At 59.7% G+C, this 19018-nt stretch carries 20 protein-coding genes; 16 read left to right on the plus strand and 4 right to left on the minus strand.

Annotated elements, in window-relative coordinates:
• Positions 1-99 precede the first annotated feature (99 nt).
• The gene (locus PMI37_RS11565; protein ID WP_008080925.1) at positions 100-891 is read right to left on the minus strand and encodes a hypothetical protein; all 792 of its coding nucleotides are present in this window, start codon (positions 889-891) and stop codon (positions 100-102) included.
• Between the two features lie 99 nt (positions 892-990).
• Positions 991-1944, minus strand: coding sequence for an alpha/beta hydrolase (locus PMI37_RS11570; protein WP_008080927.1), 954 nt, complete (start codon positions 1942-1944; stop codon positions 991-993).
• 130 nt (positions 1945-2074) lie between these two features.
• Between PMI37_RS11570 and aroC the strand changes: the two genes are divergently transcribed.
• The 5 genes from aroC (at position 2075) to mtnC (ending at position 6294) form a co-directional block, all read left to right on the plus strand.
• Positions 2075-3166: a chorismate synthase gene (gene aroC / locus PMI37_RS11575; protein WP_008080929.1), complete on the plus strand. Its 1092-nt coding sequence runs from the start codon at positions 2075-2077 to the stop codon at positions 3164-3166.
• A 31-nt stretch (positions 3167-3197) separates the two neighbouring features.
• Positions 3198-4343 (plus strand): MFS transporter, encoded by a 1146-nt coding sequence (locus PMI37_RS11580; RefSeq protein WP_008080931.1) that lies wholly within the window; start codon positions 3198-3200, stop codon positions 4341-4343.
• A complete protein-coding gene (locus PMI37_RS11585; protein WP_008080933.1) occupies positions 4340-4966 on the plus strand; it encodes a methylthioribulose 1-phosphate dehydratase in 627 nt (208 codons plus the stop codon). Before PMI37_RS11580 ends, PMI37_RS11585 begins: the two co-directional genes overlap by 4 nt.
• A gap of 94 nt (positions 4967-5060) precedes the next feature.
• Entirely contained in the window at positions 5061-5606 is a 546-nt protein-coding gene (locus PMI37_RS11590) for a 1,2-dihydroxy-3-keto-5-methylthiopentene dioxygenase (RefSeq protein WP_007914042.1), read from the plus strand.
• A gap of 4 nt (positions 5607-5610) precedes the next feature.
• Positions 5611-6294: an acireductone synthase gene (gene mtnC, locus PMI37_RS11595; protein WP_008080935.1), complete on the plus strand. Its 684-nt coding sequence runs from the start codon at positions 5611-5613 to the stop codon at positions 6292-6294.
• Between the two features lie 179 nt (positions 6295-6473).
• On the opposite strand, the gene PMI37_RS11600 is transcribed toward mtnC, so the two are convergent.
• The gene (locus PMI37_RS11600; protein WP_008080936.1) at positions 6474-6752 is read right to left on the minus strand and encodes a DUF3509 domain-containing protein; all 279 of its coding nucleotides are present in this window, start codon (positions 6750-6752) and stop codon (positions 6474-6476) included.
• Between the two features lie 388 nt (positions 6753-7140).
• Between PMI37_RS11600 and PMI37_RS11605 the strand changes: the two genes are divergently transcribed.
• The 10 genes from PMI37_RS11605 to PMI37_RS11650 all read left to right on the plus strand — a co-directional run bounded on the left by PMI37_RS11605 (position 7141) and on the right by PMI37_RS11650 (position 16273).
• Positions 7141-8979 (plus strand): long-chain-acyl-CoA synthetase, encoded by a 1839-nt coding sequence (locus PMI37_RS11605; protein ID WP_008080938.1) that lies wholly within the window; start codon positions 7141-7143, stop codon positions 8977-8979.
• Positions 8980-9076: 97 nt separating this feature from the next.
• On the plus strand, positions 9077-9595 hold the full coding sequence (locus PMI37_RS11610; protein ID WP_008080940.1) for an ankyrin repeat domain-containing protein: 519 nt from the start codon (positions 9077-9079) through the stop codon (positions 9593-9595).
• A gap of 133 nt (positions 9596-9728) precedes the next feature.
• A complete protein-coding gene (locus tag PMI37_RS11615; protein WP_008080941.1) occupies positions 9729-10259 on the plus strand; it encodes a hypothetical protein in 531 nt (176 codons plus the stop codon).
• A gap of 71 nt (positions 10260-10330) precedes the next feature.
• The gene (locus PMI37_RS11620; protein WP_007914053.1) at positions 10331-10522 is read left to right on the plus strand and encodes a PLDc N-terminal domain-containing protein; all 192 of its coding nucleotides are present in this window, start codon (positions 10331-10333) and stop codon (positions 10520-10522) included.
• 207 nt (positions 10523-10729) lie between these two features.
• A complete protein-coding gene (speE, locus tag PMI37_RS11625; protein WP_008080944.1) occupies positions 10730-11605 on the plus strand; it encodes a polyamine aminopropyltransferase in 876 nt (291 codons plus the stop codon).
• Between the two features lie 207 nt (positions 11606-11812).
• Positions 11813-12046, plus strand: a complete 234-nt coding sequence (locus PMI37_RS11630; protein WP_008080946.1) for a hypothetical protein — start codon at positions 11813-11815, stop codon at positions 12044-12046.
• Between the two features lie 208 nt (positions 12047-12254).
• Positions 12255-12602 carry a ribonuclease E inhibitor RraB gene (locus PMI37_RS11635; protein ID WP_008080948.1) on the plus strand — a complete coding sequence of 116 codons (348 nt, stop codon included), beginning with the start codon at positions 12255-12257 and terminating at the stop codon, positions 12600-12602.
• A gap of 498 nt (positions 12603-13100) precedes the next feature.
• The gene (locus PMI37_RS11640) at positions 13101-14510 is read left to right on the plus strand and encodes a circularly permuted type 2 ATP-grasp protein (RefSeq protein WP_007914061.1); all 1410 of its coding nucleotides are present in this window, start codon (positions 13101-13103) and stop codon (positions 14508-14510) included.
• A gap of 12 nt (positions 14511-14522) precedes the next feature.
• Positions 14523-15473, plus strand: coding sequence for an alpha-E domain-containing protein (locus PMI37_RS11645; RefSeq protein WP_008080950.1), 951 nt, complete (start codon positions 14523-14525; stop codon positions 15471-15473).
• Positions 15470-16273, plus strand: a complete 804-nt coding sequence (locus tag PMI37_RS11650) for a transglutaminase family protein (protein ID WP_008080952.1) — start codon at positions 15470-15472, stop codon at positions 16271-16273. Before PMI37_RS11645 ends, PMI37_RS11650 begins: the two co-directional genes overlap by 4 nt.
• Before the next feature lie 129 nt (positions 16274-16402).
• Here the strand turns inward: PMI37_RS11650 and PMI37_RS11655 are convergent, their stop codons facing one another.
• Positions 16403-17224 (minus strand): c-type cytochrome, encoded by an 822-nt coding sequence (locus PMI37_RS11655; protein ID WP_008080954.1) that lies wholly within the window; start codon positions 17222-17224, stop codon positions 16403-16405.
• 584 nt (positions 17225-17808) lie between these two features.
• On the opposite strand from PMI37_RS11655, the gene PMI37_RS11660 reads away from it, so the two are divergent.
• On the plus strand, positions 17809-19014 hold the full coding sequence (locus tag PMI37_RS11660) for an acetyl-CoA C-acetyltransferase (protein WP_008080956.1): 1206 nt from the start codon (positions 17809-17811) through the stop codon (positions 19012-19014).
• Positions 19015-19018 lie beyond the last annotated feature (4 nt).

The raw sequence follows: 19018 nt of genomic DNA on the forward strand, positions 1-19018 counted from the left end.
GCTCCCACAGGTTTTTGTGTGTACCGCAACATTCGGGTACGGCGCAAAACCTGTGGGAGCGTGGCTTGCCCGCGATGGGAGCGCCTCGGTCTTGAATCTTTACCGGTGTGTGGCAATCCAGATCAACAGCCCCGCCTGAAACACCGCAAACGCCACCAGACAGGTAATCGTGAACCGCAACCCGGCGTCTTCACGCTTGAACTTGCTGACCTTGTCTTCCTGCTTCTTCAGCTTCACTTCCTGCTCGGCCAGATTCTGCTCGGCCTGCTGCAGCATCTGCGCCGCTTCAAGAATCTCGACGATCTGCAGCTTTTCGCTGTTCCAGTCGCCGAGCAAATCGCCGACCAGCACATCCTTGACGCTACCCTTCAAATGCTGGGCGTCGGCGTACACCACATCAAAACCGTGCACGCGCAGAAAATGATCGCGACGCAGGCGCGTGTCTTCGTTCAGCGCGTCCTTGTTGTTCAAGTCCATGCCGTCGACGGTGTAGGCGGGCCAGCGCTTTTTCGCCCAGGTGATGCCTTGTGCGGCCATGAAACGGCCGATCCCGCGATTCAGCGGTTCGATCTGCAAGCCGCTGTCCGGGCCGAAACTCACACGCTTGGTGGTGTGATCGACCCACACATCGAGATGATTCTGCTCTTTGCGAACGCGCTGGCTCGGCAGTTTGATCGCCATGCGCATCAGGCTTTTTTCTTTGCTGTTGCGCTCGGCGTAGCCGAATTCGACAAAGCGCAGAGGCCGGCCGCCGGTATTGCGGTCGGTCTGCAGCGGGGCCAGGCGGAGCATCTTGTGGTGCTCGACGTGGACATCCGCCCACGGCAGCTCGGCCGCTGGCGATGCGTCTTTTTCAGCGGTGGTGTCGGGTGAAGTCTGGGTATCAGTCATAACGGCGAGATCCTGTCCAAGCCCTGCTTGCCGCCAGCCATAGCGCTGGCGACAAAGGCTTATCGGCCGTTTTTTGCAGGACTGGAGGGCAAACAGCGTTTAACGGGTGCGAAGTCCGTCAATAAACTCGATGATTTTGCTGCCCAGTTCTGCGGCCAGCGGCAAATTCGGGTCCTTGTACGAGGCCAATTGCCGCTTCATGTCGTTATGCACGATGCGCATGACGTGGTTCATGCCTTCGATGACCACCAGTTCGGCGTCCGGTTTGGCGGCCTTGAGCAGCTTGGCGTCATCAACGCCGACCTGGATGTCGTTGCTGCCTTGAACAATCAGTGCCGGCATCTTCAGTTGCGCAAACGCCTTGGCCGGATCCTGGCGGAACAGCGAAATCAGATACGGCTGCACGCTCGGGCGGAAAATCACCTGCAACGGTTGCGGAACATCGTCATCGGTGCGGCCTGCCTTGAGGCTGTCGAGCAATTCATTGCTGCGCAGCATCAGCGCTGGCGGCAGGCTGCGCGCCAGTTGTTCACGCAAGACCTGATCGATCGGCCGGGCAGTGCCGGACAGGGAAATCAGCGCCGCCGCCTCGGCATTCGGCGCGGCCAGCGTGGCGATCATCGCGCCTTCACTGTGGCCAAGCAGAATCAGCGGGCCGAAACGCGGATCAGCCTTGAGCTTGCGCGCCCAGGCCTGCGCGTCGGCCACGTAGGCCTCGACCGACAAATTACGCTCGTCCGGCGTCGCCGCCAGGCTCGCGGCCACTCCACGTTTGTCGTAACGCACGCTGGCGATGTTGTGTTTGGCCAGCACCCACGCCAGTCGTTTGAGGCTGTCGTTGCGCCCGCCGTCGGGGTTGTTTCCGTCACGGTCTGTAGGGCCGGAGCCTGAAATAATCAGGACAACCGGCACCGGCTTGTCGGACTTTGGCAGTAACAGTGAGCCGAAAAGCTCACCGGTGCCAGTATCCAAAGTTACCGGGCGTTGTAAGACCGTCGCTTGGGCAAAGCCCGTAAACAGGGTAAGACTCAAGATCAAAACTCGCAGCATCATCACGCCATCATTCGCCAAGATGCCGGTTGGACTCACCCGCACCACTAAGGTTCGAGGATGAACTACTCGGTTAGCCTGCGTATACTGGCGCGCATTACGAATTTGGGTTTGATTTCACGGAGCGTCCTGCATGTCCGGCAATACCTACGGCAAGTTGTTCACTGTCACCACCGCGGGCGAAAGCCATGGTCCGGCGTTGGTCGCCATTGTCGACGGCTGCCCGCCGGGCCTGGAGATCTCCCTCGAAGACCTGCAGCGCGACCTCGATCGCCGCAAGCCCGGCACCAGCCGCCACACCACCCAGCGTCAGGAAGCCGACGAAGTCGAAATCCTCTCCGGTGTGTTCGAAGGGCGCACCACCGGTTGCTCGATCGGCCTGCTGATCCGCAACACCGACCAGAAGTCCAAGGACTACTCGGCGATCAAGGATCTGTTCCGCCCGGCCCACGCCGACTACACCTACCACCACAAATACGGCGAGCGCGACTACCGTGGCGGCGGCCGCAGCTCGGCGCGCGAAACCGCGATGCGCGTGGCAGCCGGTGCGATAGCCAAGAAATACCTGGCCAGCCAAGGCATCGTCATCCGTGGCTACATGAGCCAGCTCGGCCCGATCGAAATCCCGTTCAAGACCTGGGATTCAGTGGAAGAGAACGCCTTCTTCAGCCCGGATCCGGACAAGGTTCCTGAGCTTGAGGCCTACATGGATCAATTGCGTCGCGACCAGGACTCGGTCGGGGCGAAAATCACCGTCGTTGCCGAAGGCGTGATGCCGGGTCTGGGCGAGCCGATTTTCGACCGTCTCGACGCCGAACTGGCGCACGCGCTGATGAGCATCAACGCGGTGAAAGGCGTGGAAATCGGCGCCGGTTTCGCTTCGGTCGCCCAGCGCGGCACCGAGCACCGTGATGAAATGACCCCGCAAGGTTTCCTCAGCAATAATGCCGGCGGCATCCTCGGCGGTATCTCCTCCGGTCAGCCGATTGTTGCCCATCTCGCGTTGAAACCAACGTCGAGCATCACCACTCCGGGCCGTTCGATCGACATCCACGGCAACCCGGTCGACGTCATCACCAAGGGCCGTCACGACCCGTGCGTCGGCATCCGCGCCACGCCGATTGCCGAAGCGATGATGGCCATCGTGCTGATGGATCACCTGCTGCGTCACCGTGGCCAGAACGCCGATGTGCGCGTGAGCACGCCGGTGCTGGGTCAGCTTTGATGGCAGGCCTTGAAGCCGTCGCGGCATAACCGTGGCGGCGCTCCCTTACTGGCGACTGTCCAGTTTCTATCTGTTCTATTTCGCCTTGCTCGGTTCGACAGCGCCGTTTCTGGCGCTGTACTTCGATCACCTCGGCTTCAGTCCGGCGCGGATCGGTGAACTGGTCGCCATCCCGATGCTGATGCGCTGCGTGGCGCCGAACATCTGGGGCTGGCTCGGCGACTACACCGGCAAACGTCTGGCCATCGTGCGCTTCGGCGCCGTGTGTACGCTGCTGACCTTCTCGTTGATTTTCGTCAGCAAAACCTACGCCTGGCTGGCAATGGTCATGGCGCTGCACGCGTTCTTCTGGCACGCGGTGCTGCCGCAATTCGAAGTCATCACCCTCGCGCATTTGCAGGGGCAGACCTCGCGTTACAGCCAGATTCGCCTGTGGGGCTCGATCGGTTTCATCATCACTGTGGTGGTGCTCGGTCGTCTGTTCGAGTGGCTCAGCCTCGACATCTACCCGGCGGCGCTTGTACTGATCATGGCTGGCATCGTCCTCAGCAGTTTGTGGGTGCCGAACGCGCAACCGCCGCAAGGCAACCGGCCGAACGGCGAGGGTTTCCTCAAGCAACTGCGCAATCCCGGCGTGCTGGCGTTTTATGGCTGCGTGGCGCTGATGCAGATGAGCCACGGCCCGTATTACACCTTTCTGACCTTGCACCTCGAACGACTTGGTTACACGCGCGGCACGATCGGCATGCTCTGGGCCGTGGGCGTGGTCGCCGAAGTGCTGATGTTCATGGCGATGAGCCGGATTCTTGCGCGGTTTTCCCTGCGCCGCGTATTGCTGGCGAGTTTTCTGCTGGCGGCGCTGCGCTGGTTGCTGCTAGGTTCGTTCGCCGAGTTTCTCTGGGTGCTGTTGTTCGCGCAGATTCTGCACGCGGCGACCTTCGGCAGTTTTCACGCCGCTGCCATCGCGTTCGTGCAACGTAGCTTCGGCGCGCGCCAGCAAGGGCAGGGCCAGGCGCTATATGCGGCACTGGCCGGCACCGGCGGTGCGCTCGGCGCGTTGTATTCCGGTTACAGCTGGAATGCCCTCGGCGCGACATTGACCTTTAGTATTGCCAGTCTCGCGGCGCTCGCTGCTGCCGTTATCATTGCCACACGTATGCAAGAGGACAGGCCATGAGCCTTACGCGTGAACAGCTCGCCCAGCAAATCGTCGACGCCGGGCGTTTTCTTTATGGTCGCGGCTGGTCGCCGGCCACCAGCAGCAATTACTCGACGCGCCTGTCGCCGAGCGAAGCGCTGCTGACGGTGTCGGGCAAGCACAAGGGCCAGTTGGGTCTGGACGATGTGCTCGCCACCGATCTTTCCGGCAACAGTCTGGAACCGGGCAAAAAACCGTCCGCCGAAACCCTGTTGCACACTCAGCTGTATAGCTGGCGTCCGGAGATCGGCGCGGTGCTGCACACCCATTCGGTCAACGCCACGGTGCTGTCGCGCCTGACGCCGGAAGACTTTATCGAGTTCGAAGATTACGAACTGCAAAAAGCCTTCAGCGGTGTTTCGACCCATGAATCGCGGGTGCGTGTGCCGATTTTCGACAACGATCAGGACATTGCGCGCCTCGCCGCCAAGGTGCAGCCTTGGCTCGACGCCCATCCCGATTGCGTCGGCTATCTGATTCGCGGCCACGGCCTCTACACCTGGGGCGCGCAGATGAACGACGCGCTGCGGCAGATCGAGGCCTTTGAATTTCTGTTTGAATGCGAGTTGAAAACCCGCAGCGTCATGAACCGCCAAGGCTGACTTCACCAGAAGCAGCCCATTTGCCTGATGAAATGCTGTGCCCGACCGGTCTGCAAGAACCGGACGGCAAGGCCGATACCGAGGAATTGCCCCAATGAGCAGCCTGTCCGTCTATCACGTCTCCAGCCCCGACATTCCCAACAAAGTGCTGACCCACTTTGAAGACATCGCCTCGACCCTGGCCGAGCAGGGCGTGCGCTTCGACCGCTGGCAAGCCGCCGCAAAGATCCAGCCTGGCGCTACCCAGGAAGAAGTGATCAGCGCCTATAAAGAGCAGATCGACAAACTGATGACCGAACGCGGTTACATCACCGTCGACGTCATCAGCCTCAACAGCGATCACCCGCAAAAAGCCGAACTGCGCGCCAAGTTTCTTGAAGAACATCGCCATGGTGAAGACGAAGTACGCTTTTTCGTCGCCGGTCGTGGGCTGTTTACCCTGCACATCGACGATTACGTCTACGCGGTACTGTGCGAGAAGAATGATCTGATCTCGGTACCGGCCGGCACCAAACACTGGTTCGACATGGGCGAGCATCCGCACTTCGTCGCGATCCGCCTGTTCAACAACCCTGAAGGCTGGGTTGCCAATTTCACCGGCGAAGACATCGCCGGTCGTTTCCCGCGTCTGGAGGACTGATTCGATGTCGATCAAAGCCATTGTCACTGATATCGAAGGCACCACCAGCGCGGTGAGTTTCGTGTTTGACGTGCTGTTTCCCTACGCGGCCAAACACCTGCCGGACTTCGTTCGGCAGAACGCCGAACGTGCCGACGTCGCCGAACAACTCGATGCCGTGCGCCGTGACAGCAATGCACCGCAAGCCGATGTTGAGCGGGTCGTTGAAATTCTGTTGAGCTGGATCGAGGAGGATCGCAAAGCCACGCCGCTCAAGGCCTTGCAAGGCATGGTCTGGGCGCAGGGTTATCACGCCGGGCAGTTGAAAGGGCACGTCTACCCGGACGCGGTCGAAGCGCTGCAACGCTGGCATGCGGCGGGTTATCAACTGTTTGTGTATTCGTCGGGCTCGATTCAGGCGCAGAAACTGATTTTCGGCTGCTCGGAGGCGGGGGATCTGACGTCGTTGTTCAGCGGCTACTTCGACACCACGTCGGGGCCCAAGCGTGAGGCGCAGTCTTACACCAACATTCAGCAAGCCATTGGCGTTGAGCCGGCTGAGATTCTGTTCCTCTCCGACATCGTCGAAGAACTCGACGCCGCACAAGCGGCCGGCCTGCAAACCTGCGGCCTGGCCCGCGAAGGCGGCGAGCTGGGCAGCCACATCACCGTCGACACCTTCAGCGCCATCGAACCCGAAGCCTTCTAACCACACAAAACCCTGTAGGAGCTGCGGCACGCTGCGATTTTTTGATCCTGATCTTCAAAAACAAGATCAAAAGATCGCAGCGTTCCGCAGCTCCTACAAAGAGTTAGCGATCGCGCACAAACAAAACAGGCCGTGAAGCGAGAGCTCCACGGCCTGTTTTGTTTAAGGCGGTTTAAAACTTACAGCGAGTGATACGTCGGCAGAGCAAAACGCTGCTGGCTTTGCAGCATGGCGATTTGCGGCAGCTCACTGGCTTGTTCCGCGAGGTCACGACGGATTGCGCTGATCGCCCACGACAGTTGGTCGCCAGCATGCAGTTGTTGATAAGTCAGTGCACGTTTGAACACTTTGCCATCGCTGCTGCGCAAGGTCAGCAGGATCCCGCCATCGGGACGTGGCGCAGTGGTGACGTCGAAGTTGGAGAACAGGGAGGTAAATTTTTCTTGGATCAGGCTCATGTCTTTCAGCTCCGTATGCACTTGAATGGCAAGCATGCAGAGGAGGTTGCAGAGTTTGTGCCAGCATTTGATTAAAAAAATATCGTTATAAATCAATGGCTTGAAAATAATGGTTTTTCAAGGCGTCGTGCAATCTGCATGAGTGGCCATCGTGCATCCTGCATTTTGCGGGATCGTGATCATTTCTACGGAACCAAACGCTGACCCGGGGATCAGCTCCGCGCCCGCCACGTCAGCGGATACAAAACATTGCAAAAACCGCGTGTACAGCCCGAGAAGCGCTGACGTATTTTCGATCTCGGCCCGCGCTCGGATGCGTCGGTCGTATCAGCCTTTGCCCGACAATAAAAACACCGACCTGCACGTCAAGGTCGAACGGGGAGCTTCCATGAGTCACGCGCCAAGCGACACGATTACCTGGGGCATGATGCTCCGCAAGCTGCCGATGATTGCCAAAGCCATCCCGCGGGTGGTCAAAGGCATGAAGGTGGCCAACGTCACGGATCCGACACAGAGTTGTGGCCTTGGCTGGACCTTCGAGCAAGCGACCCTGCGCAATCCGCACGGGCCTGCGTTATTGCAGGGCGATGTGTCGCTGACGTATGCACAGGTCAACCAGTGGGCCAACCGCATCGCTCATTATCTGAGCGGGCAGGGCATCGGCAAGGGCGACGTGGTCGCGGTGTTTATCGAAAACCGTCCGGAATTGCTGGTGACCATTCTGGCGCTGGCCAAGGTCGGGGCGGTCAGCGCATTGCTCAACACCTCGCAAACGCGCGACACGCTGATCCACAGCGTGAACCTGGTGGCGCCGGTGGCGATTGTTGTTGGTGAAGAATTGCTGCCCGCATTTGCCGCCGTGCGCGAGCAAGTGTCGATTGTGCCCCAGCGGGTCTGGTTTGTGGCCGATCAGGACACTTACAGCCATCCGGGCATCGCGCCCGACAGCTACGTCAATCTGATCAGCGCCAGTGCCGACGCCTGCAGCGATAATCCGCCGAGCAGCCAGCAGGTGTTTTTCGACGACCCGTGTTTCTACATCTACACCTCAGGCACCACCGGCCTGCCCAAAGCCGGGGTGTTCAAGCACGGCCGCTGGATGCGCAGCTCCGCCAGTTTCGGCCTGATCGCCCTCAATATGGGCCCTGACGACGTCGTTTATTGCACCTTGCCGCTGTACCACGCCACCGGTCTTTGCGTGTGCTGGGGCTCGGCGGTCAACGGCGCCTCGGGCTTCGCGATCAGGCGCAAGTTCAGTGCCAGCCAGTTCTGGAACGACGTGCGCCGCTATCGCGCGACCACCATCGGTTACGTCGGCGAATTGTGCCGTTATCTGGTCGATCAACCGGCCAGCGCCGACGACAACCGCCACGAGGTGCGCAAGATGATCGGCAACGGTTTGCGCCCCGGCGCCTGGGCCGAGTTCAAGACGCGCTTCGCGGTCGATCACATCTGTGAGCTGTACGCAGCGAGCGACGGCAACATCGGTTTCACCAACGTCCTCAATTTCGACAACACCATCGGCTTCTCGCTGATGGCTTGGGAGTTGGTTGCCTACGACCATGACAGTGGCGAGCCGATCCGCAGCGACGACGGTTTCATGCGCAAGGTCGGCAAGGGCGATCAGGGCCTGTTGCTGGCGCGGATCGACGAGAAAGCGCCGCTGGACGGTTACACCGATCCGCAGAAAACCGCCAAGGTCGTGTTGCAGGATGTATTCAGCAAGGGCGACCGCTTTTTCAACACTGGCGACCTGTTGCGCAACATCGGCTTCGGCCATGCGCAATTTGTCGATCGACTGGGCGACACCTATCGCTGGAAGGGAGAGAACGTCTCCACCACCGAAGTTGAAAACCTCTTGCTGCAACACCCGCAGATCTCCGAGGCCGTGGCGTATGGCGTCGAAATACGCAACACCAACGGGCGCGCCGGCATGGCGGCCATCACGCCGTCCGAGTCCCTCGCGACGCTGGATTTCGCCGCGTTACTGAGCTTCATCCGTGAACGCATGCCGGCGTATGCGGTACCGCTTTTCCTGCGGGTGAAGGTGAAAATGGAAACCACCGGTACCTTCAAGTACCAGAAAACCCGCTTGAAGAACGAAGGTTTCGATCCCGGTCAGACAGGCGACGATCCGATCTTCGCCTGGCTGCCGGGCAGCGAGACTTACGTACAGGTGACCGATGCAGTGTTGGCTGAAATCAATCAAGGCAAGTACCGTTATTGATTGTGGCTATAGATCATCTTGAGAAAAAGGGGGTGACAGTTTTCGTCGCGCTCGGGAAACTGTCGGCTTTCCGATTGACCGAAAGTGGAGTTGCCCCATGTCCGACCAAAGCCGCCAGATGACCCCTGAAGAAGCTGCCGAATTCACCGAGCAGGTTTTCAACAAGGCGCGCGACGGTGATGCCGAGATGCTTGATCGCCTGGTCAGCGCCGGTTTGCCGGTCAACTTGAAGAACAGCAAGGGCGACACGCTGCTGATGCTCGCCAGTTATTACGGTCATGTTGACGCCGTGAATGTGCTGCTTAAACACCAAGCCGATCCGGAAATGCGCAATGGCAACGGCCAAAGCCCGATTGCCGGTGCGGCGTTCAAAGGTGATTTGGCGGTGGTCAAGGCGTTGGTCGAGGCGGGTGCCGAGATCGAAGGTTCGTCGTTTGATGGCCGTACCGCGCTGATGATGGCGGCGATGTTCAACCGTGTTGAAATCGTTGATTACCTGATCAGCAAAGGCGCCAATGCACAGGCCAAGGACGCCAATGGCGTGACGGCACTCGATGCGGCGCGCACCATGGGCGCGGTTGATACCACGGCGCAGCTGGAAAAATTGTTGGGTTGATAAGGTCAAAAGATCGCAGCCTGCGGCAGCTCCTACACTGATCCCTCTGTAGGAGCTGCCGCAGGCTGCGATCTTTTGCGTTGTGCGCTATCCTCCGCGCCCTCAAATTTCACCTTCCACAGGATCCGCCCTCATGAAAGCCGCACTCGCCGAACTCATCAGCAAAATCAGCTCCGGCTGCATGGCCGAGGACGAGATCCTGAACGTCGCCGACGAAGCCGCACAGGCCTACGCCGATGCCGGTGCTTTTCTGACAACCAATCCCGACATCAACTACGACGACACCTTCCCGATCCCGTTGGGCGAGTGGGTGGTGGTCGGCAGCCTGCCGGAAACCGTGCTGTTCCAGGCCGACACCTACGTCGATCTGTTTGCGCAGATCGTCGCTTCATTCGGCCCGGGCGTCGACTTCAACCTCAAGCCCAAGCAACTGGCGAAAACCGAAGCCCTGACCGCACTCAACCGCATCCAGGTGCAGATGAGCAGCATGAACAAGGAAAACGGCGGTTACACGCTGATGAACTTCAGCCAGCTGCTCGACGATGAGCTGCAAATGGTGCTGGTCTTCGGCAACGACGTGCCACGGGTGCTGGACCTGTGCGCCGAAGTCGGCATCGCCGCCGCGCCAGCGCTGGAAGCCCTGAAGATCGCCGTTCACGTCTGAGTGCAATAAAAGGGAACCCTGCGCGCGACCGTCTATCCTAAAAGTGCATGCCACTATTCTGGAGCGACACCATGGGTTCCACGTTCAACGGTCTGATCGGCCTGATCATCCTCGCCCTCGACATTTGGGCCATCATCAACGTACTGAAAAGCGGCGCGACCACCGGGATGAAAATCGTCTGGGTGCTGCTGATTATCCTCCTGCCAGTGCTGGGCCTGATCATCTGGGCAATCGCCGGACCGCGCGGCAACGTCCGGATCTGACCGCACCTATGTAGGAGCTGCCGCAGGCTGCGATCTTTTGATGTTGATTGTAAAAAAACAAGATCAAAAGATCGCAGCCTGCGGCAGCTCCTACAGGGATTATGGTTGTGAGGTTCGACCTGTCATCTTCGGCAACGTAGAATGCGCGCCTTTCCCGGGCAATCGTCCCCACGATTGACGCCCGCGCATTCATCGGAGCACTTCACCATGACCGTCACCAAAACCAGCGAGTACCTGGAAACCCTCTACGAAGGCTACGGCCAGCGTTTTCGCATGGAAAAACTGCTGCACGAAGTGCGCACCGAACACCAGCACCTGGTGATCTTCCAGAACCCGCGCATGGGCCGAGTGATGGCGCTGGATGGCGTGATCCAGACCACCGAAGCCGACGAATTCATCTACCACGAAATGCTCACCCACGTGCCGATCCTTGCCCACGGCAGCGCCAAGCGCGTGCTGATCATCGGTGGCGGTGACGGCGGCATGCTGCGCGAAGTGACCAAGCATGCCGGTGTCGAGCACATCACCATGGTCGAGATCGACGGCACCGTGGTCGACATGTGCAAAGAATTCCTGCCGAACCACTCCAGCGGTGCTTACGACGATCCACGGCTGAACCTGGTGATCGACGACGGCATGCGTTTCGTCGCCACCACCACGGAAAAATTCGACGTGATCATCTCCGACTCCACCGACCCTATCGGCCCGGGCGAAGTGCTGTTCTCGGAGAATTTCTATCAGGCTTGCCACCGCTGCCTGAATGAAGGCGGCATCCTCGTGACCCAGAACGGCACGCCGTTCATGCAGATCGACGAAGTGAAAACCACCGCCGGTCGCCTGAAAAGCCTGTTCCCGGACTGGCACTTCTACCAGGCGGCGGTGCCGACCTACATCGGTGGTTCGATGACATTTGCGTGGGGTTCGACCAACCCGGCCTACCGCAAGCTCAGCCGTGAAACCCTGCAACAGCGCTTCATCGGCAGCGGCATCGTCACCCGCTACTACAACCCGGAAATCCACATCGGCGCGTTCGCCTTGCCGCAATATGTGCTGCAAGCGATCAACAAGCCAAGCAACGACTGACACTGAACCTGTAGGAGCTGCCGCAGGCTGCGATCTTTTGATTCTGATATTAAAAACAAGATCAAAAGATCGCAGCCTGCGGCAGCTCCTACAGTGATAGATGTCGTTTTTTTCATGTTCGTGCGTTGTAATCCTTTTGAACCAACTTTCGGCGCACCAGTCGATTTAGGTGTAAGCCCATTTGCGGGTTTGATCGAGGAGGCACCGATGCAAAAGTGGAAAGTCACTTTCGTGGACGATCATGGTGAAATTGTCGATGAGGTGTTCGAGCGCGCGGAATGCCCCAGTGACGATGAGGCCGCTCAACTGATCAAGGCGAAGCTTCTGCCCGTGGCCGCCGCACTGGATCTGAACGATCTGGAAGGGCGCACCCCCGACGCCGGGGCGAAAAGCCTGAAAACCCAGAACAGCATTGAAATCCGCAGCATCACTCCCGTCTGACATTCTTCCTGTCACCTTGACACCAGGCCTTGGCAGCAGCTCTGACTTGGGGCTACTCTGCAAGCGAGATCAGCGAACGGATCGCTAAGGTCTGGTCTTGTCAGCTACATGCTTGTTCCCGCGTGCAACCACGTTGCCGTCGTACTTTGGCCAGAGGCCCGGGGCGGGAATACGGAAAGTCTATCCATCTATGTGAGGGGGACGATTCATGAGCACAGCCTATCAAGAAGACATCAGCAGCAATGTTCTGCGCCGCATGAAAGAAGGCGGTTTCGATTTTTCCCGATTCCATCCCATCGAGTTCTACGCCATTTTCCCGGACGAGGAGCGGGCGCGCAGGGCGGCAGGCAAATTTCGTGGTGAGTCCATCAATGCCCAGGTCAGTGTGCGCGATGATGGCGCGTGGGCGCTGGAATTGAGCAAAGTGATGTATGCGACGTATGACGATATTGGCGATTTCGAGCAGGGCTTTTCGGCGGTGGTCGAACCCTTGGGCGGGATAATCGAGGGATGGGGCGTGAAACAGGAGGTGCGTAGCCGCCACCGGTTGAATTGAGTCGATAGATAGAAGATCAAAAGATCGCAGCCTTCGGCAGCTCCTACATGTAATCGGTGTGGGGCTGTTGGGGGCTGCGATCTTTTGCTTTTGCTTTCAAAACATTTCCAAAAGGCAAAAAAAAGCCACCGGAGAGGGTGGCTAAAAGGGAAGACGGATAAGCAGAGCAAACCGGTCAAGGTTAAAGCGGGGCGGGCTGCCGGGGCAGTCAAGGTCAGTTGAGCTGAGCACTTCGCAATGCTGTGAGCGGCGAAGTTTTGCAGCGAATGCGCGGATTATCCGCAAGCGGCGCCGGGCAGTGAAATCAACTCTGACTATGCTGCTAATAGGCGATGCAGTGCGTCGCAATGAAGCGGGGGCAATCAGGTTGGGGCATTTGCCGCACAGGAATGGTGCGGCGCCTGCGGCGTGAATATCCAACCGATTGAAATCAAAGCGTTTATGCCGATGGCACGGGCCTTGCGAAGGCCTGTAGGTCCGGGTGACAAGGAGTACGGCATGATCCGCACCTATTTTGATGAGATGTACGACGCCGGCGGCCAGGTTCGCCCGCATTATCGGGAGTTCGCCCGATGGCTGGCCGACACGCCTGACGAGCTGCTGGCCCAACGGCGACGCGAGGCCGATCTGCTGTTCCATCGCGCCGGGATTACTTTCACGCTCTATGGGGACGAGCAGGGCACCGAGCGGCTGATTCCTTTCGATACCATTCCGCGCAGCATCCCCGCCAGCGAGTGGCGGATCGTCGAGCGCGGCTGCATCCAGCGGGTCAAGGCGTTGAACATGTTTCTCGCCGACCTCTATCACGAGCAACGCATCATCAAGGCCGGGATCATCCCCGCCGAACAGGTGCTGGCCAACGAGCAATACCAGTTGGCGATGCAAGGCCTGGATCTGCACCGCGATATCTATTCGCATATCTCCGGCGTCGATCTGGTGCGCGATGGCGACGGCACCTACTACGTGCTCGAAGACAACCTGCGAACGCCGAGCGGCGTCAGCTACATGCTCGAAGACCGCAAGATGATGATGCGTCTGTTCCCGGAGCTGTTCGCCGCGCAGCGCATCGCGCCGATCGATCACTACCCGAACCTGCTGCTCGACACCCTGAAAAGCTCCAGCCCGATCGATGACCCGAGCGTCGTGGTGCTGACGCCGGGGCGCTTCAACAGTGCATTCTTCGAGCATGCATTTCTTGCGCGGGAAATGGGCGTGGAACTGGTCGAGGGTGCGGATCTGTTCGTGCGTGACGACAAAGTCTTCATGCGCACCACCGACGGCCCGAAAGCGGTGGACGTGATCTACCGCCGCCTCGACGACGCCTTCCTCGACCCATTGGCATTCAACCCGGACTCGATGCTCGGCGTGCCGGGTCTGCTGTCGTCCTATCGCTCCGGCAACGTCGTGTTGGCCAATGCCATCGGTACCGGCGTGGCCGATGACAAATCGGTGTACCCGTTTGTCACCGACATGATCCGTTTCTACCTCGATGAAGAACCGATCCTGAAAAACGTGCCGACCTGGCAATGCCGCAACCCGTCTGAACTTTCCCACGTGCTGGCCAATCTTCCAGATCTGGTGGTCAAGGAAACCCAAGGCTCCGGCGGTTACGGAATGCTGGTCGGGCCGGCGTCGACGAAGGCCGAAATCGACGCCTTTCGCGAACGTATCAAGGCCAAGCCCCACGCCTACATCGCGCAACCGACGCTGTCGCTGTCGACCTGTCCGACCTTTGTCGAAAACGGCATTGCGCCGCGCCATATCGACCTGCGCCCGTTTGTCTTGTCCGGGCGCGAAACCCGCGTGGTGCCCGGCGGTTTGACCCGCGTCGCGCTGCGCGAAGGCTCGCTGGTGGTGAACTCATCACAGGGCGGCGGAACCAAGGACACCTGGGTGGTCGAGGATTGAAGGAAGCTTGCCATGTTAAGTAGAACTGCCTCGGATCTGTATTGGATGTCGCGTTACCTGGAGCGGGCGGAAAACCTCGCACGGATGCTCGACGTCAGTTATTCGCTGTCGCTGATGCCGCAGGACGGTCGCGGTGATGGCTTGCACGAACTGGCAATGCCGCTGTTGATCACCGGCACCCTTGAGGATTATCTGGAGCGTCACGGCGCGCTGCATGCCGAACGCTTGCTGCACTTTTTCGCCCTCGACGCGGCCAACCCGGCGAGCATCTACAGCTGCCTCGGCGCCGCGCGAGCCAGTGCCCATGCAGTGCGCGGACGCATCACGGCGGACATGTGGGAGAACATCAACGCGACATGGCTGGAGATTCGCGGGATCGCCGAACAGGGCCTGAGCCGCTACGGCATGAGCCGTTTCTGTGAGTGGATCAAGGAGCGTTCGCACCTGTTTCGTGGTGCGTCGTACGGCACGATCATGCGCAACGATGCGTTCCGTTTCATTCGTCTCGGCACGTTTATCGAGCGCGCGGACAACACGCTGCGATTGCTCGATGCCCGCTACGAAATGGCTGGCGATCAAGCTGAAGCGGTCAGCGACGGCACGGCCCACGCGTACTACCAATGGAGTGCCTTGCTGCGCGCACTGTCATCGTTCGAGGCCTACACCGAGATCTACCGTGATGCGCCGGGCGCGCGGCACGTCGCCGAGTTGCTGCTGTTGCGCGCCGACGTGCCGCGTTCGCTGCGCGCCTGCACCGAAGAGATCGACCAGATTCTCGCGCAGTTGCCCGGTGCCAACGGGCGTCCCGCGCAACGTCTGGCCGCCGAAATGGACGCGCGCCTGCGCTACACCGGCATCAACGAAATCCTCGAGGAAGGCCTGCATGCCTGGCTGACCGAATTCATCCCGCTGGTGCGCCAGTTGGGTAACGCCATTCACAGTTCCTACCTGGAGGCTGCATGAGACTTTCCATTAGCCACGAGACCACCTATCACTACGAAGATAAGGTGCGGGCGAGCATCCAGTACCTGCGGCTGACCCCCCACGACAGCGAGCGTCAACATGTGCTGAGCTGGCAACTGGACCTGCCGCGTCCGGTGCGCGCGCAACTCGATCCGTTCGGCAACATCCTGCATGTGCTGACCATGGACGAGCCGCACGAAGCGATCATCATCGGCGCGCGTGGTCAGGTTGATATCGATGAATTGCGCGAGGCTGAACACGAGAGCCAGTCGGCGCTGCCGTTTCTGCGCTTTACCCGGTTGACCGAGGCGGACGAGGCTTTGCGCGCATTCGCCGAGAAGTCCTGCAAGCAGCGGCGCGACCGCACGGCGTTGATCGATCTGATGCACGGCTTGAATCAGCACATGACCTACACGCCGGGTTCCACCGAGGTCGACACCAGCGCCGCTGAAGCCTTCGCCGGGCGTGCCGGGGTTTGTCAGGATCACACCCACGCGTTTCTGGCCTGCGCGCGCAGTCTGGGCGTGCCATCGCGTTACGTGTCGGGGTATTTGTACAGCGAGGATTGCGAGCATCTGGCCAGCCATGCCTGGGCCGAAGCGTGGCTGGATGACGCGTGGTACAGCTTTGACGTGACCAACGAACTGGCGCGGCCGGAGCGGCATTTGAAGCTGGCGGTGGGTCTGGATTACCTCGACGCCTGCCCGGTGCGCGGCATGCGCCGGGGTGGTGGGTGTGAGCAGATGCACGCGAAAGTATTCGTCTCACCGACCCCGATCATCTCCGTGCAACAACAGTAGATCCGAGGTACCGCAATCGCTGGCAAGCCAGCTCCCACAGGATTACCGCTGATTCAAAGTCAGCGCATAACCTGTGGGAGCTGGCTTGCCAGCGATGAGGCCAGAGATAGCCACCCAAGGCTCAAGGTTTCAGGGCTTAATTTTGCGTCCGGCCATGTGCTTGAGATAACCCACAAGCAAATCAAGATCCCCCTCCGGCAACACCTCTGCCGAAAACCCCGGCATCTTCGCCTGCGGCCACTGGCGCAAACTCTGCGGATCACGAATATATCGCTTCAAGAAATCCACCCCGAAATACTCCGTCGGACTGTAAGGAATATTCAGATCCGGCCCGAACTGCGCATCCCCGGCACCGTTCAATCGGTGACACGCCAGGCAATTCTTCTGAAACAACGCAAAACCCAGATTCACCGGATCATCTTTCTTCAACGCCGGATCAGGCAGCAGGGCAGGGAAGCGCTCCGCCACCGGCGCCATGCGCTTGATGCTCGCCACTTCAAACGGCCACTGCTCGGGGCTGATGTTGCCCGCCTGCGGATTCGTCCACACCAGATAAAACGGTCCGGCGCTGTGCTTGTCTTTCGACAACGGTGGCCACGGATGCGCCGGATCTTCAATCGCCAGCCAGGCTCGGGCGCCTTCGCCATTGAGCAATGGCGCCGCCGCCAATTCCGCAGCAAAGCCGTCCAGTGCGACTGCTTGTAGATGATCCTCGGGTTTAATCCCGGTCAATAACGCGGCCACCGGCACGGCCTGGTAGACCATTTCCTTCTTGTAGGACACGTCGTTTTTGATGGTGATGCTTTGCACCTGAGGATGCTTGAGCAACTCCTCGGTCTGCCAGGTGCGACTGTTTTCGCCCAGTTGCAAGTGCAACTGCGCGGCAGACAAGGGCATGCTCAGCAGCAGGGCCCCGAATACGATGAGCGCTTTCAAATGATCGCCGTCCATGTCGTGGATGTGCGCAAAGGTTGGCACAGCCACGCTGGCCCGGGTAGCGGGCCAGTCACATATTCAGTGGCGATAGATCTACCTGCCGCTCGATTCAGCCGATGACCTTGGTCAGATTCGGCAAAATCAACAACAGCGTCGTGGCGAAAAGAATGAGCCCTGCTTGACGAACTTTCGGTTGTTTGAACATGGCTTGACCGCCTTTATTGTTATTTCCTGATGCCTGCCTGCATATCCATGACGGCAAGCGGTGCACTTCCTGTTGAAGGACGCCGGCCTCGGCAAAACCCGACGACTCTGACGTACAAGTACTACCTTAGGGCCCGCGTCACGCTTGGCTTAGATCCATTTCATATGGAGCTTTAAGAAATTGCGATTAAAAAGGCATGAGGCGTATTGCCAGCTTCTTTGCCGCCCGCTGGCTAGACAACTCGCCGACCTGAACCGGTTCACCCGACGCCCGATGACCGTCCGTCTGAGCGTGTGCGTCAACCGCATTGAGCGCTGTGGTCATTGAATCCGCGACCGCGCGGGTCAAGAGTGAAGGCACAAGCAATCACTCACCGCACAGGTTCGAGGACGTCATGACCCAAGCTTTGATTTTCGATGCGTTACGCACGCCCCGTGGCAAAGGCAAGGCAGACGGCGCCCTGCACAGCGTCAAACCGGTGAATCTGCTGGCCGGTTTGCTGACCGCGCTGCACGAACGCACTTCGCTGGACACCAGCCAGGTCGATGATGTGGTGCTCGGTTGCGTCACGCCGATTGGTGATCAGGGTTCGGACATCGCCAAGACCGCCGTGCAAGTGGCTGATTGGGACGTCAGCGTCGCGGGCGTGCAGATCAACCGCTTCTGCGCTTCGGGGCTGGAGGCGGTGAACCTCGGCGCGATGAAAGTGCGCTCCGGTTTCGAAGACTTGGTGGTGGTTGGCGGCGTCGAGTCGATGTCACGGGTGCCGATGGGCAGCGATGGCGGCGCCTGGGCGCTGGACCCGCAGACCAACCTGCACAGTCATTTCACCCCGCAAGGCGTTGGTGCGGACTTGATTGCCACCCTCGAAGGCTTCAGCCGTCAGGACGTCGATGCCTACGCGCTGCACTCGCAGCAGAAAGCCGCACGGGCGCGGGCGGACGGCTCGTTCAACAAATCGCTGGTGCCGGTGCAGGATCAGAACGGCATCATCCTGCTCGATCATGATGAATTCATTCGCGCCGAATCGACCCTTGAGGGCTTGGGCAAGCTCAAGCCGAGTTTCGAAATGATCGGGCAGATGGGCTTCGACGCGACCGCGCTGCGGGTCTATAGCCATGTCGAACGGATCAATCATGTGCACACACCGGGCAACAGTTCCGGGATCGTCGACGGTGCCGCGTTGATGCTGATCGGCTCTGAGGCCAAGGGCCGCGCGCTGGGCTTGCAACCTCGGGCGCGAATCGTCGCCACGGCGGTCACCAGTACCGACCCGACCATCATGCTCACCGGCCCGGCGCCGGCCACCCGCAAGGCATTGGCCAAGGCCGGGCTGCGCGTCGAAGACATCGACCTGTTCGAGGTCAACGAGGCGTTTGCCTCGGTGGTGTTGAAGTTCATCAAGGACATGGCCGTCGACCCGGCCAAGGTCAATGTCAACGGCGGCTCTATCGCCATGGGCCACCCGTTGGGCGCCACCGGTTGCGCGATCCTCGGCACCCTGCTCGATGAACTGGAAGCGCGGCGCCTGCGCTATGGCCTGGCGACGCTGTGCGTCGGCGGCGGCATGGGCATTGCCACCATCATCGAACGCCTCTGAGCCC

Source organism: Pseudomonas sp. GM80 (genome assembly GCF_000282515.1).
Classification (GTDB): Bacteria; Pseudomonadota; Gammaproteobacteria; order Pseudomonadales; family Pseudomonadaceae; genus Aquipseudomonas.